The sequence below is a fragment of the Achromobacter insolitus genome, assembly GCF_002209555.1.
GTDB classification, from domain to species: domain Bacteria; phylum Pseudomonadota; class Gammaproteobacteria; order Burkholderiales; family Burkholderiaceae_B; genus Achromobacter; species Achromobacter insolitus.
Window position 1 is genome coordinate 872,963 of the sequence record NZ_NJIF01000002.1, and the last position, 25,603, is coordinate 898,565.

Sequence of the window (25,603 nt, forward strand, 5' to 3'; positions counted from 1 at the left end):
CGGCGGCGTCAAACTCCGCAGGCGTAGATCATGAATTGGCGGAAGGCCTCGGCGGGCTTGGCCAGGCGTGCCTGCGGATGCCATAGCAGGCCGGCTTCCATGGGCGGAACGGCGTCGGTAATGGGCACGGCTTCGATCTTGCGGCCTTCCAGCGACCAGGGGCGGTAAACCATGTCCGACAGCATCGTGACGCCGAAGCCATGCGCGACCAAGCCACGCAAGGCCTCCATCGAACGCGTGCGGAAGGCGATGTCGGGCTGCAAGCCATGGGCGTGCCAATAGGCGAGCGCGGAACGTTCTCCTTCGTCCATTTCAAGCAGGATGTAGGGATGGCCGGCGATGTCGGCCAGCGACGGGGCCGACGCTTGCGCCAGCGGGTGGCCGGACGCGGTCCATAGTTGCCGCCGCGACCGCACCAGCACCTGGTGTCCGAAACGTTCGCGCCGTTCTACGTTGGAGAGCAGCGCTACACCAAGTTCCACCTCGCCGCGGGCCACGGCGGCTTCGATGTCGGGCCGGTCCAGGTCGACGAGGTCCAGCTCCACGTCGGGATAGCGCCGCCTGAAGCGCGCCAGCAGGTCGGGCAGGAAGTAGCCCAGGACGGTGTAGGACGCCGCGATGCGCACGGCGCCGCGCAGCGCGTAGCGCTGGAAGCCGGGCTCGCGCAGGGCGTCGTCCAGGGAGTCGAGCACTTCGCGCGCGCGCTGGTGGAAGTTGTGTCCTTCGGGAGTCAGGGTGACGCCGTGCGGGTGGCGGTCGAAAAGGCGCACGCCCAACTGCGCTTCCAGCGCGAGGACCGCGTTGGTGACGGCGGATTGCGAGACGTGCTCGTCCGCGGCGGCCATGGAAAACCGCCCGGTACGGGCGGCTGCTGCGAAGTACCGCAACTGGCGCAAGGTGACGTCGTTAGCCATCTGATTAGCACATACCTGATACCTGAATATATGAATATACGATAACGGGCGGGCTTCCTACACTGCGGCAAAACACCAAAACCCGGACCGCAGGAGACAAGCGTGAACGCCCCACACCCCGCAGGCGCAGCCGATACCCATGGCCTGTCGCTGGACGACAAGTACACCCGTACCCACGGGCGCATCTATCTGAGCGGCACCCAGGCCCTGGTGCGGCTGCCGCTCCTGCAAAAGCAGCGCGACATGCAGGCCGGCTTGAATACGGGCGGCTATATCTCGGGCTATCGCGGTTCTCCGCTGGGCGGGCTGGACCAGGCGCTATGGAAGGCCAAGCGCCACCTGCAGGCGAACGACGTCGTGTTCCAGCCGGGCGTGAACGAGGACCTGGCCGCCACCGCAGTCTGGGGCTCGCAGCAGCTCAACCTGTTTCCGGGCGCGGCGCGCGATGGCGTGTTCGGTATGTGGTACGGCAAGGGCCCGGGCGTGGACAGGTCGGTGGACGTGCTCAAGCACGCCAATTCCGCCGGCAGTTCCGCGCATGGCGGAGTGCTGATGCTTGCGGGCGACGACCACGCCGCCAAATCTTCGTCGGTGGCGCACCAGTCGGAGCATGTGCTGATTGCCAGCGGCATCCCCGTGCTGTACCCCTCCAACGTGCAGGAGTACCTGGACTATGGCCTGCACGGCTGGGCCATGAGCCGCTATACCGGGCTTTGGGTGGCAATGAAATGCGTGACAGACGTGGTCGAGTCCAGCGCATCGGTGGAGGTGGACCCCGATCGGGTGCAGGTGGTGCTGCCCCAGGATGCCCTGCCGGAGGGCGGTTTGAATATCCGCTGGCCTGATACGCCCCTGGCCCAGGAGGCACGGCTGCTGGACCACAAGTGGTATGCGGCGCTGGCCTATGTGCGCGCCAACAAGCTGAACCGCGTGGTGCTGGATTCGCCGCGGGCGCACTTTGGCATCATGACCGCCGGCAAGGCCTATCTGGACGTGCGACAGGCACTGAATGACCTGGGCCTGGACGAGGCAGCCTGTAGCGAGGCCGGCATTCGCGTGTTGAAGGTGGGCTGCATCTGGCCACTGGATGCGCAGGATGCACGCGAGTTCGCCACCGGGCTGAAAGAGATCCTGGTCGTGGAGGAAAAGCGACAGATCCTGGAGTATGCGCTGAAGGAAGAGCTCTACAACTGGCGCGACGATGTGCGGCCCCGCGTCTACGGCAAGTTCGACGAGCGCGAGCACGGCGGCGGGGAGTGGTCCACACCGCGCGGCGCCTGGCTGTTGCCTGCGCGCCATGAGCTGTCGCCGGCCGTGATCGCGCGCGCCATCGCCGCGCGTCTGGAGAAGGCGGACCTGTCGGAGGCGTTGCGGGCGAGGATCGCGGCGAGGCTCGCCGTCATCGCCGCCAAAGAACGCGAGGCCGCGCGCCCCATGCTGGTGGAAGAACGCAAACCCTGGTTCTGCTCGGGCTGCCCGCACAATACCTCCACCCGCGTGCCGGAGGGCTCGCGTGCCGTGGCCGGCATAGGCTGCCATTACATGGCGATGTGGATGGATCGCAAGACCGACACGTTCAGCCAGATGGGCGGCGAGGGCGTCGCATGGTTGGGCCAGAAGGATTTCACGTCCGAACGCCATATTTTTGCCAACCTGGGCGACGGCACCTATTTCCATTCGGGACTGTTGGCGATCCGTGCCGCGGTGGCGGCGCGTGCCAGCATCACCTACAAGATCCTCTACAACGACGCCGTGGCGATGACGGGCGGGCAGCCGGTGGACGGCGTGCTGACGGTGCCGCAGATCGCCGCGCAGATGCAGGCCGAAGGCGTGCGCAAGACCGTGGTGGTGACCGACGAGCCGGAGAAGTACGCCGGCGGCGCGGCGTTGCCGAAAGATGTGGAGGTGCATCACCGCAAGGCGCTCGACGACGTGCAGCGCGCGCTGCGGGACATCGAAGGCACCACGGTGCTGATTTATGACCAGACCTGCGCCACCGAGAAGCGCCGGCGCCGCAAGCGTGGGGAATATCCCGACCCGCCGCGCCGCGCGGTCATCAATGAGGCGGTCTGCGAAGGCTGCGGCGACTGTTCGGTGCAATCCAATTGCCTGTCCGTTGAGCCGCTGGACACGCCGCTCGGTACCAAGCGGCGCATCAACCAATCTTCCTGCAACAAGGATTTCTCCTGCGTGGAGGGCTTTTGCCCCAGCTTCGTCACGGCGGAAGGCGCGACCCTGCGCAAACCGGCCGCGGACAGGAACACGCCCGTGTTGCTGGAGCCGCCGCAACCGGTCTTGGCCGCAATCGGCCACCGCGCCGCCTATCGCGTGGTGATCGCGGGCGTGGGCGGCACCGGCGTCGTGACCATAGGCGCGTTGCTGGGGGCGGCAGCGCACCTGGAAGGCAAGGGCGTGACGGTGCTGGACATGGCGGGTCTGGCGCAGAAAGGCGGCGCCGTGCTCAGCCACGTGCAATTGGCCAGCCGTCCCGAAGACCTGCATGCCACGCGTGTGGCGCTGGGAGAGGCGGATCTGGTCATAGGCTGCGATGCGCTGGTCTCGGCGTCGCCAGAGGTGCTGTCGCGCCTGCGTCCGGACCACGGCCGCGCGGTGGTGAACAGCAGCGCCGCGCCCACGGCGGCCTTTCTGTCGCAGCCCAGCTGGCGTTTTCCGGGCGCGCAGGCGGAAGCCGCGTTGGCGCGCAGCACCGGCGGCCATTGCGATTTCATCGATGCCGGTCCGCTGGCCGAGGCCTTGCTTGGCGACACCATCTATGCCAATCCCTTGCTGCTGGGTTATGCCTGGCAGCAAGGCGGATTGCCGCTGTCGCTGGACAGCCTGCGGCGCGCCATCGAACTGAACGGCGTATCGGTGGAAAAAAATCTGGCAGCTTTTGAACTGGGCCGGCAGGCCGCGTATCACGGCGCGGATGCGCTCAAGCCCGCGCCGCGGGCTCAGGTCCTGGCGATGCCAGAATCCCTGGACGGCCAGATCGAGCGGCTGGCACAACACGTGCGCGCCTATCAGGATGAGGCGTACGCCGCGCGCTACATGAAGGCCGTCGCGGCGGTGCGCGCCAGGGAAGCCTTGCTGGCGGACCCGCAACGTTTCGAGGTGACGCTGTCGGTCGCGCGCAATCTTGCCAAGCTCATGACCTACAAGGATGAGTACGAGGTGGCGCGGCTGTACGTGGACCCGGCGTTCAAGGCTCGGCTGCGCGAACAGTTCGAAGGTGAACCCGGCCGCGACTACCGCCTGCGCTACCACCTGGCGCCACCCGCGCTTGCGCGCCGCGATGCGCGCGGGCGGCTGCAAAAGCGCGTGTACGGTCCCTGGATGGCGCTGGCATTCCGCGCGCTTGCCCCTATGAAGCGGTGGCGGGGGACGTGGCTGGACGTGTTCGGTAAAACGGCCGAGCGCCGCATGGAGCGACAACTGGCGGCCGATTACCTGGCGTTGGCGGAGGAATTCTCGCGCACCCTGGACGAGAGCAACCGCGGCGCGGCCCTGGAACTTGCCGCGTTGCCGGAGGCTATCCGAGGTTACGGCCACGTCAAGGAGAAAAGCGTTGAACGGGCGCGCGGGCAGGAAGCCGCGCTGTGGGAGCGCTACCGTGGGCTACGTCGGGAAACGCTGGCGGCCTGAGACGGCCGGCGCTTTACGCCATATGTTCCAGCAGCACGCAGTTGCGGCCGTTCAGCTTTGCCTTGTACAGCAGCTCATCCGCGCGGCGCGACAGGCTATCCAAGGCTGCCGCGTCGCCGCCCCGGGCATGGGCGACGCCGAAGCTTGCGGTCATGCCAAAGCGCGCGCCGTTGCCAGCGTTGATCTGCGTGTTCGAAATGTTGATCCGCATGCGTTCTGCAACGTCGTAGACGCGGGCAGGGCTGCGGCTGCGGCACAGGACCGCGAACTCTTCGCCGCCCACACGCGCAACCACGTCGGATTCGCGGAAGGTCTTGCGACAAAGGTCGGCCACGGTCCTGAGCGCTTCGTCGCCGGTGGCATGGCCGTGCGTGTCATTGATGGACTTGAAGTGGTCGATGTCGAACAGGATGAAGGCCAAGCCTTCGCCGTCGCTGTGGCGCACATCGCCCAACGCGGCCTCCAGGCGCTTTTCGAAGGCGCGCCGGTTCAATAGGCCGGTGAGAAAATCCGTTTCGGCCATGATGGCGAGATCCTGGATCAGTCGGTCTCGTTCGAGTTCCAGCTTGCGCACCGCGGTGGCATTCTCGTTGAGCACATTCAATGCCTTGAACATGCTGTTCACTTCGCCCCGGTATTGGTCGGCGGGGATGGGCGGAATTTCGCCGCCCCGCGCGATCGCGCCGATGATGTTCGTGGCCCTGACGAAAGGACGGATGACGCGCTTGCGGAACATGGCCAGGCCGAGCACCAGCGCGGCGGTGAGCATCGCTGCGGCCGCCAGCGTCGTCAGCAGGACGCGGATCGCCGCCTTGCGGTTTTCTCCGATGCGCTGTTCCACGGCGTCGAGCATGAGATCGCGGAACTGGACGATGGACTTCATCTGCGGGACGTAGTTCGCGCCCAGCTCGTACATCGACACCAGAGAGTCTTCCGGAGCGCGTTCGGCAATGGCTCGCACGCTGTCGAGGTAATTCATGCCGGCGCCGAAGTACCGCTGCTGCAGTTCACGGTAGGCAGGCGACGCGGCATGTTGCGGCATGCTCGCGATATTGGCCTCGATCAGGGCGCGCAGCTCGTCGATGCGGCCGATCACGCGTTCGATTCTCAGTTGGTCGCTGGTGGTGAGGGTGCGGCGTTTGCTCAAGGCCGGCGCAAATGTGGAGCCCACCAGTCCCGCCTGTTCGCGCAACTCTCCGGCAAGCAGCGCCAATGAAAGCAGGTCGAAGTCTTCGCCCTGGTTTCGTGCCACCAGGCCTATCCCGTCGGACATCGCCGCGCGCAGCTCGGGCACCAGCGCGACCATGTCTCCGACCACTGTCCACAGGTTGTGGCCGGAGACGTTTGCGCGCGGCGCGGCGATGGCATTGTCGGCGCTGGCGCGGGCGTCGAGCAGGGACTGCCGGATCCGTTGGATGTTGGTGAATTCGCGGGCGCCGTTGGGATTGAGGGGCGCGCGGTACAAGGCGAGCAGATCGGCCATCTGCGCGTTGGTGCGCTGGCGGGCTTCGTCCAGCAAGTGCAGGATGTTCTCGGGAACGGGCAGGTCGGAGCCCAGCGCCGCGTTCATGGGGCCGCGCTCGGCTGACACGGCCTCCATGGTCATCAGGGTCGTGCGAACGACAACGAACCCGCGCATGGCGTCGTCGGTGGCGGTAAGCGACCGCCAGTTCTGCTGCACCACGATCACGGTCAGCATGGAGACTGGCAGCGCCACGCCGGCTGCCAGTGTCAGGAAATACCTTTCAAGGGATTTGAGAGCAAAGACATTGCGGAACATGCGAAAACATCGGCTCGGAACAATGACTGGTGGCCGGAGTTTACTTGAAATGGACCTCGGACTGCAGTGTTTTCCGGCGACTGTTTGACCGCTCAAGGTTTGTATCGCATTAAGTCGCAAAGTCTCATTTTTAAGCGCATTACATCACTCTATTTCGCGCGTTTTCACGTCATTCCGAACCCTTGCGCGACTCCGTGGTTCAGGGCGAGGCGATGGGCAGTTTCTCCAGCGCGTCCTTGAAATCCGGATACTCCTTCAGGAATTCCTGGCTGCGTCCGAACCGCTTGAGCAAACGCTCGTCCACCGTCAGGTTGAGCACGGTCCCGCCGTCCCATAGCCTTGGCCGCTTCCTTACATGGATCAACACCTTGTCGGTGAACTCCCGGTAGGAATCATGCGGCTCGCATTGTTCGTAGTCCGTGGCGATGCGCTGCGCCAATCCGGCTTCCAATCCTGCTTGCCGCGCCTTGTCCTGCAGCCACGCTGCCGGCAGCGTTTGCAGGCTGCCGTCGCGATAGCCGCCGCCGACATCGGAGTGCGCGCCGATGAACCAGCGCTGCTCGACGGGGCGGTCGGTGGGACGCGGCTCGGAATTGGCCTGGCGCGTCCACAAGGTTGGAAAGTAAGGCTCGCGGAATTCATTGGTGGCAATGGCGTGATAAGCGTGATGCACGTGGTTGCTGAGTTCGGTGTCGTGGAAGTTGTAGAACTTGGAAAAGCCGGGGAAGGGTATGCCGCCCACCGGTATGCCCAGGCTGCCTACCGTGTCCCACACGCCAACGAAATGCACATCGGTCTCGCGCGAGAAATTGGTTCGGAAAGCCGTGGCCTCCAGCGACGAGGGAATGCAGTCGTCGCGATAAAGCGCATAGGCTTCGGCCACATTGTTGTCGGAGGGATTATTGAGCAGGCCACACTTGCGGACCATGCCGGCCAGGCTGCGCGCCGAGTAGGCGCCACGGCTGAAGCCGAACAGGAAAATGCGGTCCCGCGGTTCGTGGCGCTGGCAAAGCCAACGATAGCCGGTGCGGATGTTGGCCGACAGCCCGGCGCCGAAGGCGCCGCCGGCGAACTTGTCGATCGCCGCCCACAGGCCCTGGCCCTGGGTGCCCACGCCTTCGATGTAGAACGTTTCCTGCGTGGAGGTCTCGGGCGCCGCCTTGTAGAGTTCGTAGACGTTGGTGCGGTCGTTCGGTTCGTTCCAGGTCCCGTCGAAGAATACGGCTAGATTCTTCACCATGATCGTTCTCCACAGATTGGGTCTGCGATGAATCCGCTTGTTGGCATGGCTCGCGTCCTGCGCGACGTACGCTAGCACGGCGGGCGGTGCGCGCCGGGTGCGTGGTTTCCCTGCTGATTGGACGTACACCGTATTTGTGACTAGCTAATTGGTGGCAATCCGACGCAAGTGGGCGATTTGCCGGGAGGCACACACGCACGAGGAAAATCTCACTACATCAAAAGTCGCAATCCGAACTTTGCCGCCGGGCGCCGCGCCTTGCGTTGGCGGCCGCGCCGGGCTTGGGGTATGTTGCGGGCTTGGCGGCTTCCCGCCGCGCATGAACCGAGAAGAAAACCATGGGACGTTTAGCCATTTTGGGCGCCTTGCACGAAGAGATCGCCGACCTGCTCGCGGCGATGGATCCGGGCGCCACCATCCACCGCATCGCGATGCGCGATTTTCACGTTGGCACCCTGTGGGGCACCCCCTGCGTGATCGCGCTGAGCCGGATTGGCAAAGTGGCCGCGGCGGCCACCGCGTCCATCGTGATCCACGAGTTCAAGGCCACGCGCGTGATCTTCACGGGACTGGCGGGCGGCCTGCATGAGGATGTGGCAGTGGGCGACGTGGTTGTCGCCACTGCGTTGATGCAGCACGACATGGATGCACGGCCGTTGTTCGAGCAGCACGAGATCCCCTTGCTGGGGCGCGAGCGTTTCGAGGCTGACCCGGTTTTGAGCGCAAGCCTGCTGGAGAGCGCCAGGCAGTTTGCGCGCACCCATGCCGGGCTGCCCGACGCCGCGGGCTTGCAGCCGCCACGTGTGCATCACGGGCTCATCGCCACTGGCGACGTCTTCGTCAACAGCAATGACTACGCGCATCAACTGCGCCAGCGTCTGCCCGAAGCGCTTTGCCTGGAAATGGAAGGCGGTGCGATGGCACAGGTCTGCTATGAATTCGGCGTGCCTTATGCGGTGCTCCGAGTGATTTCGGACCAGGCCGACCATGCCGCCAAGGCGGATTTCACCGATTTTCTGATGAATCTGGCACGCGTCTACACCGCCGGAATCCTGGCCCCGCTACTGAAATCGGGGGCATTGCGCGCGGCCTGAGGGCTGTTGCCCTCAGGGGCCGGTGTCGGGATAGTTGGGGCCAGCGTCGCTGAACCCGCCGCTGCTATACGGATTGACCGCGCCGGGGTGGGGCGGACCGCCTTTGCCCGGCGCGCAGCCAGCCACGACGAGGGCCGTGGCCAAAAGGGAAAACAGGCGGATCAGGGCGGATTTCATGATGGTCTCCTGCGCGTCTTCCCGGTCTGGGTAGCGGCGCGCGCGGCTTGTCTATCGCGCCTATTTTACGCCCGGGCGCCGGCGCCATGCTGTTCGCCGGCTTTGGTCTTGCGCTTGGTTTGCGGGGCGGCACAGCGGTGCTGATAGGCCTGCACCGCGGGGGAATTCGCAGCCTGGAAGTAGGGGTGGGGATGGCCGGCTTCCTGTAGTGCGTCGTGCATGCGTCCGCCCCATACGCATTGCATCTCCGCCTGGTCCCAGAGCCGCGCGGCCATCGCGGGCTGGCCATGGCGCCACAGCGCCAGGCCATAATCCGCCACGATTTCCTCATCGCGAGGAATCTCACGGTAGGATCGCTTCAGCAGTTCCAGCCCGCCGTCGATGTCGCCCCTGAGCGTCAGGATCCAGCCCAGGGTTCCCTGGTTGTACGGAAGGGGGCCGGCGGTTTCGATAGACTTGCGCGCCTGGGCTTCGGCTTCGGCCAGATGATCCGGAAAGTCCGCCAGGTAGTACGCGATGTCGTTGGTCCAGTCGGGCGCGTCCGGCAGCGGCACTTCGGCGTGCTGGCGCTGCAACTCCAGGGCATCCTCAAGCGCCAGCTCGGGCATGCCCAGTAAGCGTTCCAGCTTGTAGCGCGAGCGCAGCACATCCTGATCCAGGGGCTTGCCCGGTTCGGACGCCGAGCGGGCGCGTTCCAGCCATTGCCGCGCCAGGTCGGCATGGCCGGCCATCAGCAGCAGGTTGGCCATATCCAGTTGTTGTTGCGGCCGCGTGCCGCAGCCTGTCGCGTCCACCAACTGCAGGGCGCCTTCGTCATCGTTCTGGCTGAACTTGCGGTTGATGGCGTCCAGTTCGTCGAAACAGCGGCGGTCCTGCGCCGCCTCGGCCTCGACTGCTATCGACAAGGCTGCAGCGGGCCGGTCGTGGCTGAAGTAGGCAGTATTGCCCTGGGCGGTGCTGTAGCCCAGATCCACCCATTGCTCGCCCCAGCGTACATGCATGGTCGTGATGTAAGGCCAACCCGCCAGCGGCTTGCTGCCCGAGCCCGATTGCAGTTGGAAGAAATGGCCCCAAGCACCGTCGCCGATCATCCGGACCAGGGTGAAATCTTCCGCGGGGTGCGCCTCGCGGGTCCAGACCCAGGCGCTGCGCCCCAGCGCGTCGGTGACGCCCTCCAGTATGCCGTCCTGGCTGGGTGTGTTCTCGATGGACTGGCCCTTCGCGGTCAGGAACAGCCGGTAGGGCGTGCCCGGAGCCACCGCGGCGCCCCGGCTGTTTTCCAGCCTGAGGACCAGATAGCGCCCATGCTCGCCCTTGCCATACTGGGGCATGTCCCGTGGCGGTGCCGCGGGCGTGCTGCGGGAGGAGGCCTTCCGGGTCGCGGCGCCATCGGCGGCTTGCGCCGGCAGGGCGATGGGGGCGAGCGCGAGGGCGCCCGACAACAACAAGGGGTAGAGCCTGGATGGCGTGTACATCATGCGCGCAATCCGCGCCTTAGCCCTGTTCCAAGCGGTAGAACTGTTGACTGGCAATCAGTGTCGCGCCGCAGGAGGTCTTCATGCCTTCCAGCGCGGTGCGCCGGTCCGAACTGACGGCGGCCGCTCCTTCGACGATGGTGTGGGTGCCGCTGCACTTGGGGCAGGTTACGCGATCACCCAGGCGGGCCATGGGCTGGCCGAAGATCATGACTGTTTCGTCGCCCGTGACGACCACCCCGCCATGCGAGGTGCGATCGCCCTTGCGTATCACCGATAGCTGCGCCATGGCTGCCTGTTGCTTTGTCAGATTGGTTATGTGTGCTTACAGATAGGTGCCATCCGGAGCCTGCCGCGGCGTGCCGACGACGAACGTGCCGTCGGGCGCCATGCGGACCGGACCATCTCCGCCGAGGTAACGGCCGTCAGGCGCGCGCTGCGGCTTGCCGGCCACGTATGTGCCGTCGGGCGCGCGCGTGATGGGACCGCCGTCGCCCACATAGGTGCCATCCGGGCAGCGGCGTGGCTTGCCATTGATGAAGTGGCCGTCGGGCATCATGTGGAATGACTTGTCCATCGTGGTTCCTCGTCGTGGAGAACCCGCATGATATCCATGGTCCGTGATGCGTTTTGTAATAGGACGTGTCATCTTCAAACGCAACGTCGTTACAGATATGGGAGGATCGGTCCTCTTCTCGCCACCCGCCGCAGGCCCGGTGGCCGAGATCCAGCCATCCGACAAGACCTATATGAGCGATATCGACACACTGCTGCAGCCCATTGAGGGCGAAGCGCCCTGCGGCGTCGACATGGTGTTTTCCGCCGAGTTCGATGCCATACGCGAAGCCCGCCGCCATGATGACCCCAACCTGGACCAGGGCGACTGGGTCATCGACATCAAGGAGGCCGATTGGCCCGAGGTCATCCGCATCTGCACGACCGTGCTGCGCGAACAAAGCAAGGACGTGCGTGTCGCCGCCTGGCTGGCCGAGGCCTGGGCCAAGACGCGCGGATTTGCCGGCTTGCGAGACGGCTACTTGCTGGTGGATGGGCTGTGCCGCCATTACTGGGACGGCTTGCATCCGGTGCCGGACGAGGGCGATGTGCAGCAGCGCGTGGGCAACCTGGCGTGGCTGCTGGCGCGGTCGCAACAACTGATCCGTGAATTGCCATTGACGCAGTCCGAGGGCGGACGCTATGGAGCGGCCCTGTGGGAGAGCGCCTCGCAGCTGGCCAACGCGGTCAAGCGCGCGCCGCAGAACGCAGCCGAGATCACCCGCGGCAAGCTTACGCTGGACCAGTTCGATGCTGCGCGCCGCGACACGCCGCCGGCCTTTTATTCGGAACTGGAAAGCAATCTGCAAAGCTGCTTCACCGCGGTGGACACGCTTGAACAGACCCTGGCGGCGCGGCTGGGCGACGAAGGCCCCGCCTTCTCGCCGGTGCGAGAGGCATTGAAGGACGTAACCGAGCTGGCGCGCCGCTTCGCCCGCGACGCTGGATTGCTGGTGCGCGCGGATAGCGCCGCCGCCGCGGCGCCTGCCGCACCCACCGCTGCGTCCGCAGCGACCCGGATGGAGCCGACCTTGTCCGCAGCCGATCCCGTCCCCGCCGCGCCCGCAGCCGCGCGCGGCCCGCTGCAAACGCGCGACCAGGCGCTGGCGCAGTTGCGCGAAGTGGCGGAGTTCTTCCGCCGCACCGAGCCTCACAGCCCGGTGGCCTATTTGGCCGACAAAGCCGCCAGCTGGGGCGAGATGTCGCTGCACCTGTGGTTGCGCACCGTCCTCAAGAACGACGATGCGCTATCCGGCCTGGAAGAGCTGCTAGGCGTGCCCAAACCGCCGGATCACAACGGCTGAACATGGTCGTGGGCATGCGTGAGCCGGCCTCTGCGGGCCGGCCCGGCGGCTAGCGGCTGGCCCGGAACTCGATTCGGCGGTTCTTCGCCCGGCCTTCCGCGGTGGCGTTGGTGGCGACGGGCTGGTCAGGTCCGGCCCCCAGCGTTTCGAAGCGGGCGGGCGGCAGGCCTTTGTCCACCAGGTAGGCACGGACCGCATCGGCACGTGCCTGGCTCAGCGCCAGATTGGTGCTACGGCTGCCGGAGCTGTCGGTGTGGCCGATGATCTGCACTTTGTCACTGTGCAGCTTGGGCACCACGTCCGCCACCTTGTCCAGCAGCTCGCGGCCGCGCGCGGTCAGCGTGGCGCTGCCGGTCTCGAATTCCACCACGCGATTGGTCAGCACCTGGTCGAGCAGACCCTGTTCGTCCTTGCTGGCGGATACGCGCAGCCCGTTGACGATCTTGTAGGTGGGATTGAGCGACGTCGCGAAGGCGCTGGCGATCTGCTGGCGCGAAGCCTCGTTCTGGACTTCGCCGCGCAGGCGGATCTGCGTGCCGTCGATTTCCAGCTGGCCGCGGTTGATTTGTTTTAACGGCTGGCCGATGAGCTTGCCGACATGCTCAGACCAGTTTGGGGGCGCAACCACGCCGCCCACGTCGATCTGGTCGATCACATTGCCCACGCCGTACACCTGCTGCAGCCGGGCCAGCACGTTGGCCTTGGTGGCTTCGTCAGGCACCGCGCCGCTGGCCACGACCTGGCCGGGCTGGGGGATGACGTTGGCGGGCACCACGGTGGCCGCGTCCTGAGCCGTGGCGGCGCAGGCGTACAGCGCTGCCATGAGCAGAAAGGAAAGGCGCATGGTCAGGCTCCGGTAAAGACTTCAAGAAAGGTGTCGAGCGCCAGGCGCAGGGACAGGCGCGGCTGGTCCAGGTAGCTGGAAAGCTTGGCCAGGCCGTGGCTGGCCGACACGTGGTTGCGAACCCAGGGCGCGTCCTCCAGCACGATGTGCTGTTCAGCGTAAGCCTGCGGCGTGGACAGCAGGCTGGCCAGCGTCTGCGGCGAGGCGCCCCGGAAGTCCACGGCCAGCCGGTGCTTGCCGGCAATGCGGCCGATGAAGATCGTGATCTCGAAGTCCGCACGGGACAGGAAGGGCGAAATCAGTGTCATCCAGTAGGCGGCCACCAGATTGATGTAAAGCGGATCGTCCGGCAGGGGCAGCGACAACCCCTTGTCCAGCTGCGAGGAACCGCTGGACATCACAGGTTCCAGCAGGATGCCTAGCGCCAGGATGATGTCGTGCACGCGCGCCGCGTGGCCGTTGCCGCGGAGCATCGCCTCCAGCCGCTCAAGCGTCTGCAGGTCGACGAAGGCGTCGAAGCCGTCGTCGGCCGCGGTGCGGATCTCGCCTTCCAGTTCGTTGAGCGTCTGCAGGGCGGCGGCGGGATCGCTGTCTTGCATTAATACGGCCGCGGTGCCGCTCATGCGGTTCCACATGCGGCTGAAGGCGATGGGGCTGCGGGCGATGAAGGCCAGTGGCTTCTGGACTTCCACCGAGGTAGCGGACAGGAAGGGGTACCGGCGGCCGGACAGGTCCTGGCTAGGCTGCAGGTGCCCCGCGATGGCCAGCTTGCCGCGAGATCCCAGGATGGCGAAGGGCATGGGCTCGGCTTCGTCGTACAGCGCCTTCCAATGAGGTTCCTGCGCCAGCATCTCCATGGTGGTGGCCACCCATGCGTCCAGCGTGGCCATCAACTGCGGGTGCGAAGTGTTCTTCACGAAATCGCCGCGGCTGGGGATCTTGCCGAAGTAGGCCGTGCGGAACAAGGGGGACTGCGGGTTGCTCATTGCGGCGCTCCGGGTTGCGTCTGGGCGGAGGATTCGGGAGAGGCGCCGATCACGGACGAGGGCAGGCGCAGGTTGCGCAGGCCCTGGCTGCCGCCGGGCTCGCTGCCGCCGGCGCCGGGCGCCTGGGCGTTGCTGATGATGCGCAGCTTCACCGGCACCGTTACGTTGGATTTGCCCCAGCTCATGTTGAAGCTGCCGTCGGCATTGGCGGTGCGCTGGGCAGTGGAGATCAGGCGCTCCAGGCCGAAGCGGCCCGGCTCGTTCACGATCTCGACCACGCTGCCGTCAAAAGTAGTGGCGGTGATGCGTGCGCCGGGGGCGCCCTGGGCATTGGGCCACACGAAATTGACCCACTGCGGAGGCGTGTTGCGGTAGCGCAGCTGTTGGCCGTCGATCTCGATCGTGTACTCCGTCACGCCGGCCGCGGGCTTGGGCTGGATCTGGAACAGCGTCTGCGGCTGGCTGGTTGCGCCGCTGCCCGCCGCGCCGCCCGAGAGCGGCGCCACCCATTGCGCGAAGTTGGCGGTGAAGGTGGGTTGCAGGCTCACGCCCATGTCGCCCCACGTGCGCGCCGTGAGGATGTCGCCGCGGCGCACGGTCAGCGGGCCCAGCGTGTCGTTGACGTACTTGGCAATGCTGCCTTGCGGGCCGAACACCTGGCCGATCTCGTCGCTGCTGGCCTCCACGCTGGCGCGGCTGGTGAACGGATACTTCTCCGCCAGCGTCTGGTTGAACGGCCGGTAGACCTGTGCGTTCCAGACCTTGTTCAGTTCCGACTCCGCCGGCTGCATGGTGACGGCATAGGCCTGGATCAGCGGGCGCACCAGCAGCGGACGCAGGGTCTCGCGCTGCGTCGCCGACATGCCGGCCAGCATTTGCTCGTCCACCAGTTTCAGCGCATCGGCCAGTTCTGAGTCCTTACCCTCCAGCGTCTGGCGCATCAGCGTCAGTGCGCCCGGGCCAGGATCGCCCTGGTTGTTCAGCAGGTTGAAGCGGGTGCGGATCTTCGACAGCGCGCCCATGTAATTGCCCAGCAGCGACTGGTTGTCTCGGGTGACGACCAGGCGCGCCACGTCAGAGAATTCACGTCCTACCGGGCCCATCGGAATTGCTTCGCCATTGGCGGCGGTGGCGGGCGCGGCGGACGGCGGCGTCTGGCGCAGGATGACACGCTTGAACCAGCCGACCACGCCGCTTTGGGCCTGTTGCAGCCCGGCGTTGATCAGCGACGGGTTGTCCCACGAGGTCTGCTCATAGGTGGTGTTGATGAGCTTGGCGATGGGCGAAGTCTGCGGATCGCCCAGGCGGTTCATCGCGCCCACCGATTGTTCGAAGCTCGTGAAGGGCTTGATCGTCACGCCGCGCAGGAACTTCTGCCATTCCTCGGCGTACTCGGTCTTGTACATCGTCGCCAGGCTCTTCTGGATCTGCTCCGGGCTGCCTTCCAGCGTCAGGTCGTCGCGCGCATTTACGCCCAGCACCCAGTCGCTGGTTTGCACTTCCTTCTTGGCGGCCTCGCCGATGGCAGGCTGGATGTACTGCTCCCAGGCTTCACGCGTGAACGTGCCGGGGATGGCGTAGCTGCCGGCGACCACGCCCGCGTCGTTCTCGCCCACGATGCGCGCTACCGTCATGGCCTGGAAGCGGGTGGCGGCGCGCGCTTTGAGCGTGGCATAGGCGCGTTCACGCGCCGGCATGCCCTGCATCACGGCGCGCAGGCTGCCGCGGGTCTTTTCGACCAGCGCAAGATTCGTGTCGATCTGCGGCCAGCCCTCGTCCTGCGCCCGGGCGACGTAGAACGAGATCAGGCGTTCCGCGCTGCGGATCAACTGGTCGCGAGGCATGGCGCCCCGGTTGGTCTCCAGCCAGCCGCGCCAGTAGCGCGTGATCTGGTCGGACAGGTGCGTGGGGTCGACGTGCTGGTGATTCGCCATCATCAGGTACGTCTTGAGCGCGTTGTAGGCGTCGTCCGCGTTGGTGGGCGAGGCATCCTGGAACAGGGTGTCGCCGCCGCCAGCGTGGGCGGGGCGGGCCTGTTGCGGCGCGGGTTGGGGCGCGGCGCCGTTGGCCGCTGCGGCGGATGTGTCGACCTTGGCCAGGAAATCCTCCAGGCTGGCCTTTACCGGTGCCAGCATGAACTGGCGCGCGCCGTTGTAATACTCGGCCAGCAGGCGTTCCTTGAGCACGTCGCCCTGGTACAGGCCCAGCCCCAGCGACCACGGGCGGCTGGAGGAATAGCGGTCCAGCTGCTCGATGCGGTCCTGAAGGATTTCCATCGCTTCCAGCCGGCTTTGCAGATCGGTACGTTCGCTTTGCAGGCGCACCACCTTGTCCAGGTCGGCCTGCACGTTCTGCGCCAACTGGCGGTTGCCCAGGTAGGACCAGCTCCAGCCGCCCAGCACCAGGCCCAGCGCCAGTACCAGGCCGAAGAAGGCCAGGTAGCGCATACGGGTCTTGGCGGGGCTGGCGTGTTGGCGAACCAGCTTCTTGTCCGCGAAGATCACGCTGGAGAACAGGTCACGCAGGAAGAAGCCGTTGTTGGACGTCACGCTGCGCGATTGGGCGCGTGATGCCGGCCGCAGTTCGAAGCGTTCAGCCAGGCGTTCGGTAGAGGTACTTTGCGTGACGCCTTCCTGTAGCGCGCTGGTGAAGTAAAAGCCGCGGAACACCGGCTTGTACTGGAACGGATTGGTCTCGAACAGCGTCGACAGGAACGTGCGCAGCGCGGGCTTGATGCCGGCGAACTCCAGCGGGAACGTGAGCAGGCCAGGCGGCAGGTCGCGGCTATTGCGCAGCGATATCTGCGCCGTGCCCATTTCCTTCAGGCCTTCGTACAGCTCATCGAAGCGGCTGTCGAACAGCGCCAGCACGTCGCGGTTTTCCTCGGCGCCGTAGGGCAGGGTCGCGCCCCAGACGCGGTCGCGCTCGCTCTGGTCGCTGTCGGAGAAGAACTCGCTGAAGCCCGAGATCAGGTCCGCCTTGGTGAAGATGATGTAGACCGGCGCGAACACTTCCAGGCGATCGGTCAGTTCCTGCACGCGCTGCCGCAGGTTCTTGGCCAGGTTGATCGCGAACTCGGGGCCCGCGCCCGTCAGCTCGTCGATGCTCGCGGCTACGATGATGCCGTTGATAGGGGCCTTGGGACGGTGCCGCTTGAGCAGGTCCAGGAACCCCATCCATTCGTTGCGGTCCTCTTCGTGCACCGAGTAGCGCCCCGCGGTGTCGAGCAGGATGCCTTCGGTGGTGAAGAACCAATCGCAGTTGCGCGTGCCCCCTACGCCGCGCACGGCGGCGCCGTTCTTGTCCGCGAAGGGAAACTGCAGGCCGGAATTGATCACGGCGCTGCTCTTGCCCGCCGCGGGATTGCCGATGACGATGTACCAGGGCAGTTCGTACAAGGCCTCGTTGCCGGAGGTCTGGCCGATCTTCGAGGTCTTGATCGTGCGCACCGCCTGGATCAGCCGCGAGCGCAGCGCTTCCACGTCGTTGCGGTTGGCGGCCGCGCCAGTCTGGACCTGCTGTTCCAGCATGTCGCCCAGGTTTTTATTGGCATTGCGCGCGCGCCGCCGGCGCCACAGGTAGGCGCACAGCCACAGCAGCACGCAAACGCCCAGGGCGATGCCGGCCCACACCAGGCCGATTTCCACGGTGTCGGCGAACAGGAAAAGAAACACCACCAGGGCCAGCAGTCCGAGCGCCATGAAGGTGCGTGGGTTGGCCAGCGCTCGCGAGGACCAGTGTCGGCCTTCGCTGATGGCGCGGGAGGTGCCGGATAGCAGATCGGAGGGGCTGCGCATGGTTTGAGCTTTGTTCTTGTGGGTCAGGCGGGAAGGGGTTCGGAAGATGACACCAGCACCAGCGTCCGCAGCGCGGGATCCTGGGTCATGAGGGCGAGCACGGGGGCGTCTGCCTGCGCGCAGGCGACGCCGGCCACCGCCACGGTCAGCAAATGCGCTGCCGCGCCGGTGTGGCCGCAGCCGGAGCCCACCGCAAGGCAGTCCTGGTTGGGATCCAGCGCGGGAAACAGGGCCGATGCGAGGCCCGCGGCCTCCAGCGGGCGGCTGCCGCGGTGGTCGGCGTCACTGATCAGCGCGGCGACGCCGTCGGCGGACTGGCCTTGCTCGGCCAGGAACTGCGTGGCCAATTCGGTCAGTCGGGGTTCATGCAACGCGCCGCGCGCGTCGGCGCCGACGGCGCGCCTGACGTGCGCGGACAGGGTCAGGTTCAGCGCGCCGTCGGTGCGCGCCGGCTCGCTGCCGGGCGCGTGCGAGGCCAGGTCCAGCAGCAGGCCCGCCGCGGCTTCGCCGGGCACCTGGCCCTGCGGATTGACGTTGGACATAAGCCGGCCGGCGGCGTCCCATTGCTCGACGCGAGCGGGATCGATGTAGGAGTCGGTGACGGCGACCAGGCACAGTGTTGCACCGCGAGCGACCTGGGAGTCGTGCGCCAGTTGGCGCAACAGGCCGTCGCAGGCAAGCGCGTCTTGCGCGGCATGCTGGTGCACGACGACGCGGCTGGCCGGCCAGGCTGTCAACGCGCGCAGATGGTCCGCGGTGTAGTCGCGGACGGCGTCGGGCCATGGTGACGGCAGCAGCAATTCCAGCTGCAAGAGGGGCCATGCGTCGTCGCGTTGCGGCTCGCCCTGATTCAGAACGACGGCGCGCGCTTCCTGCGACAGCGTCTCCACGACCTCTGCCAACAGGGCGGTTGCGCGCACGCGTTCTTCATCGAGCGCGGCGGCCGGGGCGCCGGCCTCGCGCGCGGTCGCGCGCAGCGCATCGGTATCGAGTTGCGGCGCCCGGGCGCTGAAGACTGGAAATCCGTGCGTGTTTTTGAATGAGGGATCCAGGTCCGGACGCTTCTGCGCGGCCAGCGCTGCGTGGATGGCTGCGGGCTCGCTGCCCATGGCGGCGCTGGCCGCGCTGGCCAGAACGCGCAGGCGCGCGGCCTGGGGCGGGGCTTCGGCTGTCTGGGCGCCGCCGTCCTGCGCGGGCTGCGTCGGCGCGGTCCGCGCTTCGCGGCGCGCGCGCACGATGCGCATGCCGCCCCATGCCGTGGCGATCAGCGCCAGCGGCAGGGCGAACAGATAGAGGCCGATGTCCACTCCGGTGGGCAAGGTATGCGATTCCTGCCACCAGATGATGACGGCGAGCCAGACCACGCCAAAGACGAGGGCCAGCAGCAGTCCGGTTTTGAAAATGCGGGTCATGAATGCGATCCGACGTATCCGGTGTTGGTCATCGCGCGGCCCCGCCATTGCGTTGCATGACGCCTGGGCGGCGCAGCTCGGTGTGGCCGAAGTCCATCATCTTCCAGCGGCCGCCCCAGGTCAGGCCAACGCGTTCGGCGGTCTCGCCGAACAGTTCGTAGCCCCGCATTGCCCAGGGGTCCTTCTCGGACACGACCACCTTGCCGTCCCGCAAGAAGGCGCTGTCGGCGGCCAGTCCGAACTGGTGATAGCTCTGATAGGCGCCGGCATTGGTCACGTGCGAGCCCATCTTTGCGAGTTCCGCCTGGCGGTCGGGGCTGCGATAACCCTCTATCAGCACCATCTCGTAGCCGTGTTCTTCGCGCATCACGCGGTACGCAGCCAGCAGGCGTTGGCGGTAATCGGCATCCAGCAGGTTCCAGTCGCGGCTCGCCCCGCCCAGGTTGGGACGCACCATTTCCACTTCGCGGGTCGTGAAGGCTTCAGGCGGCAGCGGAGGAGGAGGCACCAGCCTTTCGCCGGTCAGCAGAGCCTGGATGCGAGGGTCGGGGCCAGCGGTTCGATCCTCGTAAACAAATGTGTGATTGTGTCGCATGACGAAAGCAAAAAGTGACGGAAGCAACACAACCAGCAGGCCAGCGGCGATGTGCCAGCGGTACGCCGAAAACGCGCCGCCGGCCTTTCCGAAGCCCGTGCGCAGCGCATGGGCCGATCCGCCGACGGCCCCTCCCGCATGTCCCGCGCCACGGGCCATGCCCTGGCGAATTCCCTGTGCGAGCGCGCGTGCGCCCCGCGCGGCGGCCTCCCGCCAAGATGGGAAGACGAGCAGCGCGGATACGCCTATGACGAGCAGAAAGTAGAAAGGCAGGAGGAGAAGCAAAGAGGTCCCTCAGTTACGAAGGCGTAATCTTTTGTTCTATTCGGGATTCAGGCAAGCGCCTGGACGTTGCAAAACGCGTCTGTGGCTTAGAACTCGTAACAAGAAACGATGATGCGAAAGAAGTCATCAGGTATTCTCGAACCCCTTGGTTACAGGGGTTTAGACGACCTCTGCAGACACGGGACTTCGCATGGCAGAAGACGAAAAAAGATCGCGATCACCGACCTCTGTTCCCAGCTTGCTCGCAGGACGCTCACCGTCACCGGATGAACGCGCGGCGTCGCGCATCCTTGCCGCGCTGGAGGGCCGTGTGCCGGACGCGGAGGTCAAGCACCTGGCGCCCAAGCGCCGTTCCCGCCTGCCGCTCGCGCTGTTGCTGCTACTGCTGACGGGCGCCGCGAGCGGGGTGCTGTATAGCGTGTTCGATGCGCCTGCCTTGCCTGTGGTGGCGGAGGCCGGCGCGCCGGCGCCAGCGCAACAACCCACTGCTCCGGTGCTTGCTTCAGCTCCGGTTCCCGCGCCGGCGGCCACTGCGCGCGCCGCCGAAACCGTAGCGCCACCGTCCGCTGCGGCCATTATCGAAGACCACCCGCTGGCGCAGTTGACGCGCCCGGATGACGACGCGGACCGCGTGCCGGAGAATCCCTTGTCGGCATTGGCCGTCACCGCCACTGCGCCGCAGCCCCGCGCCGCGTTGCAGGCTCAGCCGCCCGCGCCGTCCGCCGCGCCCAAGGCCGGCGGACCCACGGTGCAGCATGCGGAGCATGCTGCCAATAGCGCGCGCTCAACTGCGTCGCCAGCCACGGCGAAGCGCGCGAAGCCGCCGAACAACGATTCCGACGCCGCGTTGCTTGCGGCGCTGATGTCCTACGGCCTGCCGCCAGCTTCGCCGCCCGGGACCAAGGTCTACAAGAGCGACGGTGTCTTCATCCGCGAATTGCCGGGCTCGCCCTTGACGGCGCGCCTGGAGCAATGCCGCAAGCTGGGCTTCCTGGAAAGCGAACAATGCCGCTTGCGGGTATGCGCGGGCTATTGGGGCACCGCGCCCGAATGCCCCAATCCGCAAGCCCACGTCGAGCCCTGAGTCTTCAGAGAAGGTTTTTTTTCCGCAATGGATCCGACTGCAACGCCCGGCCTGTTCAGCTCCGACGCTCGCCTCTACACCCTGGAAGGCGAAGGCGCGCTCGCCTCGCTGCAGATTGAAGGTTGGGTTGCACGCGAAGCCCTGTCCGGCATCGCGCAGATACGGCTGGTTGCGCTGGCCGAGAGCGCCAGCCTGGATCTGGGGGACATGGTTGGGCGGCCTGTGACGTTGTGGACGACGCGCGCGGATGGTAGCCGCGCGGGCCGCAGCGGCCTGGTCCGTGAAGCCGAACTGCTGTCCGGCGATGCCGGCCTGGCGCGTTACCGCCTGACGGTCGTGCCGTGGCTGTGGCTCGCCACCCAACAGCGCAACAGCCGCGTGTTCGAAGCGCGGCCGGTGCTGGACATCATCGGCCATGTATTGGGCGCGTACGAAGGCTATGTGCATCGCGTGGCGGCGGATGCCACCGAAGCGCTGGCCGACGTGGCGCCGCGGCCTTACACCACGCAGTACCGCGAAACCGACTATGCCTTCATCAGCCGGTTGCTGGCCGAAGCAGGACTGGGCTGGACGATGGTCGAAGATCCCGAGGTGCCCGCGCGGCACGTAGTGCTGGTGTTTGCCGACAGCCGGGGCCTTGCCGAGGACGCGGAATCAGCGGGCCGCGGCGTGCGCTTTCACCGCGCGGGCGCGACCGAGTCCAGCGATACCGTGCAGGCCATGGCACGCCAGTGGCGGCGCGGTCCGGACCGCGTCACGGTCCTGGGCTGGCACGCGGGCGGCAAGCGCGCGGTGGCGGCAGAGGCGCTGGCGCGCCCGGCCGACGGCGGCGAAGAGGACGGCCTCGAATGGTATGAGGTGGCCGGTCACGGCAGCTTCGCCGACGAGGCGCAGGCGCGGCGCCAGGCCAGATTGGCAATGGAAGCCGTGCAGGCCGGCGCGGAGACCTTTGCCGGCCTGGGCGGTGTGCGCACCTTCCGATCGGGCACGCGATTCACCCTGCAGAACATGTCCCCGCTCGGGCCTTCCGGTGAAGAGGGCTTTGAGCCGGTCTTCGCGCTGGACCGGATCGAGCACGTCGGCATCAACAACCTGCCACCCGAGACGCGCGCCTCGCTGGCGCAGCGCCTTGGCGGCCTGGATGCGCATTTGACGCTGGACGCCGAGGCGCCCGAGCCTCCCGGCGCCGGGCGCCAGGATGCCGATCCGTCGAGGGCCGACGGCGCCGTCCTGGCCAAGGCGCATGAAGTGGGCTACGCCAACCGTTTCCAGGCGGTGCGCTGCGATCGTCCGTGGCGGCCTGCACTTGCGCAAGCGCGTGGCGCGCGCCTGAATGGAGCGCCGTCCGTCCATGGCGTGCACACGGCCCTTGTGACGGACGCGGATGGCGCCGTGCAGGCGCGGGGCCAGGACGAAATTCTGCGCAACAAGCGTGGCGACGTGCGCATCCGTTTCCATTGGCAGGCCGAGGGCGAAGAGGGCCTGGCGAAAAGCCGTTGGGCCCGCGTGGCGCAACGCCAATCCGGAGCCGGCATGGGGATGAGCTTCGTGCCGCGTATCGGTCAGGAGGTGCTGGTGCGTTTCCTGGACGACGATGTGGACCAGCCCATCGTGGTGGGCGCGCTGTACAACGGCCGGGGCGAAGGCGGCACGCCGGCTACGCCGGGCGGCCGCGATGGAGGGCAGGCAGACACGCAGGTCTACGCCGCGGCCCGCGACGCAGCGCCCAGCGCGCAGGCTAACCTCGCCGGAGGCAATGCGCCTGCCTGGCATGGCGCCGGAGGCGGCGAGGATAACCACCGCAACGCTGCCGCGTTAAGTGGCTTCAAGAGCAAGGAGTTCGGCGGCTCGGGCTACAACCAGATCGTGTTCGACGACAGCGACGGCCAACTGCGCCTGCAAATCAAGAGCAGCCAGGAAGCCAGCGAGCTGAACCTGGGCCATCTGATCCATCAGGCTGGCAACTACCGCGGCGGCCTGCGCGGCCTGGGCGCCGAACTGCGCACCGACGCCTACGGCGCCGTGCGCGGCGGCGCGGGCGTGCTGCTCAGCACCTACGCCGGCACCGGCGCCAGCGCCGGCCCCGCAGGCGAGGCCGCAGGGCTGCAAGCGCTGGCGAACCAGGCCGACCAGATGGCGCGTTCGCTGGATGGCGTGGTCGGCGCGCACCAGGGCCTGCGGCTGGCGAGCGCGCTGGGCTCCAAGGGAACTGAAGCGAGCGTGCTGGACGACGGCAAGGCGCCCTTGGCCGCCATGCATCGCGCGGTATCCGGTACCGTCGCAGGCGAAAGCCTGGATGGCGCGCGCAGTGACGCCTCGGCCAAACACACTCAGGCGGCCGAGGGCAAGGTGCCGCACCTGACCGATCCGGTCGTGTTCATGGCCGCGCGCGCAGGCCTGGCGCAGGTCGCCGGCCAACACATGCAATACACCGCCGGCGAGACCGTGCACTGGTCGGCCGGCAAGGACCAGAACCTGGCCGTGATGGGCGCGCTGCGCGTGCATACGGGGCAGGGGCTGGGCATCGTCGCCGGGTTGCAGCAGGGCGGCGCGGACTCTGGCCTGGACCTGATTTCCGCCACCGGCGACGTGCACGTCCAGGCCCAGCACGACATCCTGCGCATGCAGGCGCAGAAGGACATCACCATCGGCAGCGCGCAGACCAATGTCGAGTATGCCGCGCCCAAGCGCATCCGCATCGCCACCGCGGCCGGCGCCAGCATCGTGCTGGAAGGCGGCAACATCACGGTGACGGCGCCGGGGCGGATCGATGTGAAGACAGGGAACAAGCAGTTTGCCGGGCCTGACCAGATGCCTTATCAGTTTCCGGCCATGCCTGGCCAGGTTTGCGTCGAATGCCTGAAGAACGCCATGAAGCAGGCACTGCCAGCGGTGTTTCGCACATGAGCAATCAGGTTCGTCCGCTGGTCCTGCATTCCGATCTCAAGAGCCTGCACGCCAAGGTCCAGGCCAGCGCTCGCGTCCAAGTATCGGACCTCAATCTCTTTGCCCTGGTCGAGCCCGGCATGCTGGACGGTTGTCGGGACCCCGCGCCCGCCGAGTTGTTGCGCCATTTCGGGGATCCTGGCGATGCATCGCTATACGCGCGGCGGCACGAGGTCGTGGCGGCATCCATCGGCCCGATGCTGGCGCAGCCGGATCTCGCGCAGGCCGAGTGGCTGTGGCGGGTCGGGCAGGCGCATCATGCCGTATCCTGGATATGGACCGAACGGCCTCTTGAAGAGATGGCCCGGCATCTGGCGTGTTGGCTGGATGCGCGGACCGACGATGGCCTGGACTTCCTGCTGCGCTACTACGATCCCCGCCACGCGGAACCCATGCTGATGCTGATGGGAGTAGACGTGCTGCGCGGCATGTTGAAGCCGGGCGAAAGTTGGTCCTGGGTCGATCCCTGGAACCGGGTCTGCTCCCTGACGTTGGCGTCGGGCGGGCCGGTGGCAAGACCGGACTCTCCGCTCTGGATCCTGACCCCGCCGCAGACGGAAGCCGTGATGCGCTTATGCGAACCCGGCCCTCTGCTCGACGCGCTGATGCAGCGGGTCCCAGCCATGCTGGCCCGCTGGACGCGCCCCACGCCGTACGCTCTGGCTTGTCATCTTTCGCGGGTGGCGGCGGCACATGGGCTGACGACCTTCGAGCGCCAGTTCTGCTACGCGCTGGATGCGTTGGATCTGCATCCGATGGCGCACCGCAGCTCGGTGGTCCAGGCGCGTTTACGAAATGGGGAAGCGCTGGATGGCGTGTTGGAGCGCCTTGCGTCCGAAGAACGCGCCGCCGTCAGGGCCGAGTTGGCGATGCAGGATGGCGCGATAGAGTTTGAGGCCCCGGCAGGCTATGCCATCGAACCGCTGCCCACGGAATCTGCGCACAGGAGAGTTGCATGAAGTCCAAACGTCTGTGGCTCTGGACGGTGCTGATACTGGCCTTGGTTGCCGTTGGCGCCATCGCAGGTCCGCCCGTCTACCGCTGGGCCTACGCCGCGCTCTTGCCTCCATTGCTGATCTGCGAAGCCCGCAACGACACAGAGGTCGATATCGGCTATCGCCTGGAGGACTCATCCGGCGCATTCCCGGGCGATCGGGTAGCGAAAGCATCGGGAGCGCCGGGCGGCCCGCTTTCGGGCGCCTGCATTTATGGTCCGGACAGCCGTAGCAAGCCTGTGCAGGTCGTGTGGGGGGCCATCAACGGCAGCGATAAGCAGTATCCGCATAGCGCTGAATTGAAGGTGCCACGTCCGGGAAATGCCGCGGCGTTATTGCTGCGCTTTACCGCGCCGGACCGGGTGCAGGCCCGCTTTGCGACGCAAACAGAAATGCCAGAGCCTATGGGCGCGCCGGAATCGGTGTGGAACAGCGGCGACTGGGTCAGTCAATGATCAACAAGGGATAGAGGGAT

The 25,603-nt window shown here is 66.5% G+C and carries 19 protein-coding genes; 7 read left to right on the top strand and 12 right to left on the bottom strand.

From position 1 onward, the window contains the following. Positions 1 to 8: 8 nt before the first annotated feature. On the bottom strand, positions 9 to 914 hold the full coding sequence (locus tag CEY08_RS09500; RefSeq protein WP_076817511.1) for a LysR substrate-binding domain-containing protein: 906 nt from the start codon (positions 912 to 914) through the stop codon (positions 9 to 11). A 102-nt stretch (positions 915 to 1,016) separates the two neighbouring features. On the opposite strand from CEY08_RS09500, the gene CEY08_RS09505 reads away from it, so the two are divergent. After that, positions 1,017 to 4,559 (top strand): indolepyruvate ferredoxin oxidoreductase family protein, encoded by a 3,543-nt coding sequence (locus CEY08_RS09505; protein ID WP_076817513.1) that lies wholly within the window; start codon positions 1,017 to 1,019, stop codon positions 4,557 to 4,559. A gap of 13 nt (positions 4,560 to 4,572) precedes the next feature. On the opposite strand, the gene CEY08_RS09510 is transcribed toward CEY08_RS09505, so the two are convergent. Together CEY08_RS09510 and CEY08_RS09515 are read right to left on the bottom strand one after the other, a co-directional pair. After that, positions 4,573 to 6,339: a GGDEF domain-containing protein gene (locus CEY08_RS09510; protein ID WP_076817515.1), complete on the bottom strand. Its 1,767-nt coding sequence runs from the start codon at positions 6,337 to 6,339 to the stop codon at positions 4,573 to 4,575. A 199-nt stretch (positions 6,340 to 6,538) separates the two neighbouring features. Then, a complete protein-coding gene (locus tag CEY08_RS09515) occupies positions 6,539 to 7,579 on the bottom strand; it encodes a T6SS phospholipase effector Tle1-like catalytic domain-containing protein (protein WP_076817518.1) in 1,041 nt (346 codons plus the stop codon). A 338-nt stretch (positions 7,580 to 7,917) separates the two neighbouring features. Here CEY08_RS09515 and CEY08_RS09520 point away from each other — a divergent pair, with 338 nt between their 5' ends. Continuing rightward, entirely contained in the window at positions 7,918 to 8,673 is a 756-nt protein-coding gene (locus CEY08_RS09520) for a 5'-methylthioadenosine/adenosylhomocysteine nucleosidase (protein ID WP_076817520.1), read from the top strand. A 12-nt stretch (positions 8,674 to 8,685) separates the two neighbouring features. Here CEY08_RS09520 and CEY08_RS29940 read toward each other — a convergent pair whose 3' ends face one another. The 4 genes from CEY08_RS29940 to CEY08_RS09540 all read right to left on the bottom strand — a co-directional run bounded on the left by CEY08_RS29940 (position 8,686) and on the right by CEY08_RS09540 (position 10,902). Next, positions 8,686 to 8,850: a hypothetical protein gene (locus tag CEY08_RS29940; RefSeq protein ID WP_088607638.1), complete on the bottom strand. Its 165-nt coding sequence runs from the start codon at positions 8,848 to 8,850 to the stop codon at positions 8,686 to 8,688. Between the two features lie 65 nt (positions 8,851 to 8,915). Continuing rightward, positions 8,916 to 10,328 carry a tetratricopeptide repeat protein gene (locus CEY08_RS09530; protein WP_232033791.1) on the bottom strand — a complete coding sequence of 471 codons (1,413 nt, stop codon included), beginning with the start codon at positions 10,326 to 10,328 and terminating at the stop codon, positions 8,916 to 8,918. A gap of 16 nt (positions 10,329 to 10,344) precedes the next feature. After that, the gene (locus tag CEY08_RS09535) at positions 10,345 to 10,614 is read right to left on the bottom strand and encodes a PAAR domain-containing protein (RefSeq protein ID WP_042795237.1); all 270 of its coding nucleotides are present in this window, start codon (positions 10,612 to 10,614) and stop codon (positions 10,345 to 10,347) included. 36 nt (positions 10,615 to 10,650) lie between these two features. Continuing rightward, entirely contained in the window at positions 10,651 to 10,902 is a 252-nt protein-coding gene (locus CEY08_RS09540; RefSeq protein ID WP_076817523.1) for a hypothetical protein, read from the bottom strand. A 172-nt stretch (positions 10,903 to 11,074) separates the two neighbouring features. Between CEY08_RS09540 and tssA the strand changes: the two genes are divergently transcribed. After that, a complete protein-coding gene (tssA, locus tag CEY08_RS09545) occupies positions 11,075 to 12,184 on the top strand; it encodes a type VI secretion system protein TssA (RefSeq protein WP_076818142.1) in 1,110 nt (369 codons plus the stop codon). Positions 12,185 to 12,233: 49 nt separating this feature from the next. On the opposite strand, the gene CEY08_RS09550 is transcribed toward tssA, so the two are convergent. The 5 genes from CEY08_RS09550 to CEY08_RS09570 all read right to left on the bottom strand — a co-directional run bounded on the left by CEY08_RS09550 (position 12,234) and on the right by CEY08_RS09570 (position 20,103). Beyond that, on the bottom strand, positions 12,234 to 13,028 hold the full coding sequence (locus tag CEY08_RS09550; protein WP_042795235.1) for an OmpA family protein: 795 nt from the start codon (positions 13,026 to 13,028) through the stop codon (positions 12,234 to 12,236). 2 nt (positions 13,029 to 13,030) lie between these two features. Beyond that, a complete protein-coding gene (gene tagF / locus CEY08_RS09555; protein ID WP_042795234.1) occupies positions 13,031 to 14,014 on the bottom strand; it encodes a type VI secretion system-associated protein TagF in 984 nt (327 codons plus the stop codon). Beyond that, positions 14,011 to 17,715 (bottom strand): type VI secretion system membrane subunit TssM, encoded by a 3,705-nt coding sequence (tssM, locus tag CEY08_RS09560; RefSeq protein ID WP_076818144.1) that lies wholly within the window; start codon positions 17,713 to 17,715, stop codon positions 14,011 to 14,013. Before tssM ends, tagF begins: the two co-directional genes overlap by 4 nt. A 119-nt stretch (positions 17,716 to 17,834) precedes the next feature. Next, complete coding sequence (locus CEY08_RS09565; RefSeq protein WP_076818147.1) at positions 17,835 to 19,223, bottom strand: hypothetical protein; 1,389 nt, start codon at positions 19,221 to 19,223, stop codon at positions 17,835 to 17,837. 28 nt (positions 19,224 to 19,251) lie between these two features. Continuing rightward, positions 19,252 to 20,103 carry a M15 family metallopeptidase gene (locus tag CEY08_RS09570; RefSeq protein ID WP_042795233.1) on the bottom strand — a complete coding sequence of 284 codons (852 nt, stop codon included), beginning with the start codon at positions 20,101 to 20,103 and terminating at the stop codon, positions 19,252 to 19,254. A gap of 310 nt (positions 20,104 to 20,413) precedes the next feature. On the opposite strand from CEY08_RS09570, the gene CEY08_RS09575 reads away from it, so the two are divergent. Genes CEY08_RS09575 through CEY08_RS09590 form a run of 4 tightly spaced genes read left to right on the top strand, consistent with a single transcriptional unit; the run spans position 20,414 to position 25,583 of the window. Then, positions 20,414 to 21,187 (top strand): hypothetical protein, encoded by a 774-nt coding sequence (locus CEY08_RS09575; RefSeq protein ID WP_076817525.1) that lies wholly within the window; start codon positions 20,414 to 20,416, stop codon positions 21,185 to 21,187. A 27-nt stretch (positions 21,188 to 21,214) separates the two neighbouring features. After that, entirely contained in the window at positions 21,215 to 24,094 is a 2,880-nt protein-coding gene (locus CEY08_RS09580) for a type VI secretion system Vgr family protein (protein ID WP_076817527.1), read from the top strand. Next, complete coding sequence (locus CEY08_RS09585) at positions 24,091 to 25,092, top strand: DUF4123 domain-containing protein (RefSeq protein ID WP_042795230.1); 1,002 nt, start codon at positions 24,091 to 24,093, stop codon at positions 25,090 to 25,092. Before CEY08_RS09580 ends, CEY08_RS09585 begins: the two co-directional genes overlap by 4 nt. After that, positions 25,089 to 25,583, top strand: a complete 495-nt coding sequence (locus CEY08_RS09590; protein WP_063960581.1) for a hypothetical protein — start codon at positions 25,089 to 25,091, stop codon at positions 25,581 to 25,583. Before CEY08_RS09585 ends, CEY08_RS09590 begins: the two co-directional genes overlap by 4 nt. Positions 25,584 to 25,603: the final 20 nt, after the last annotated feature.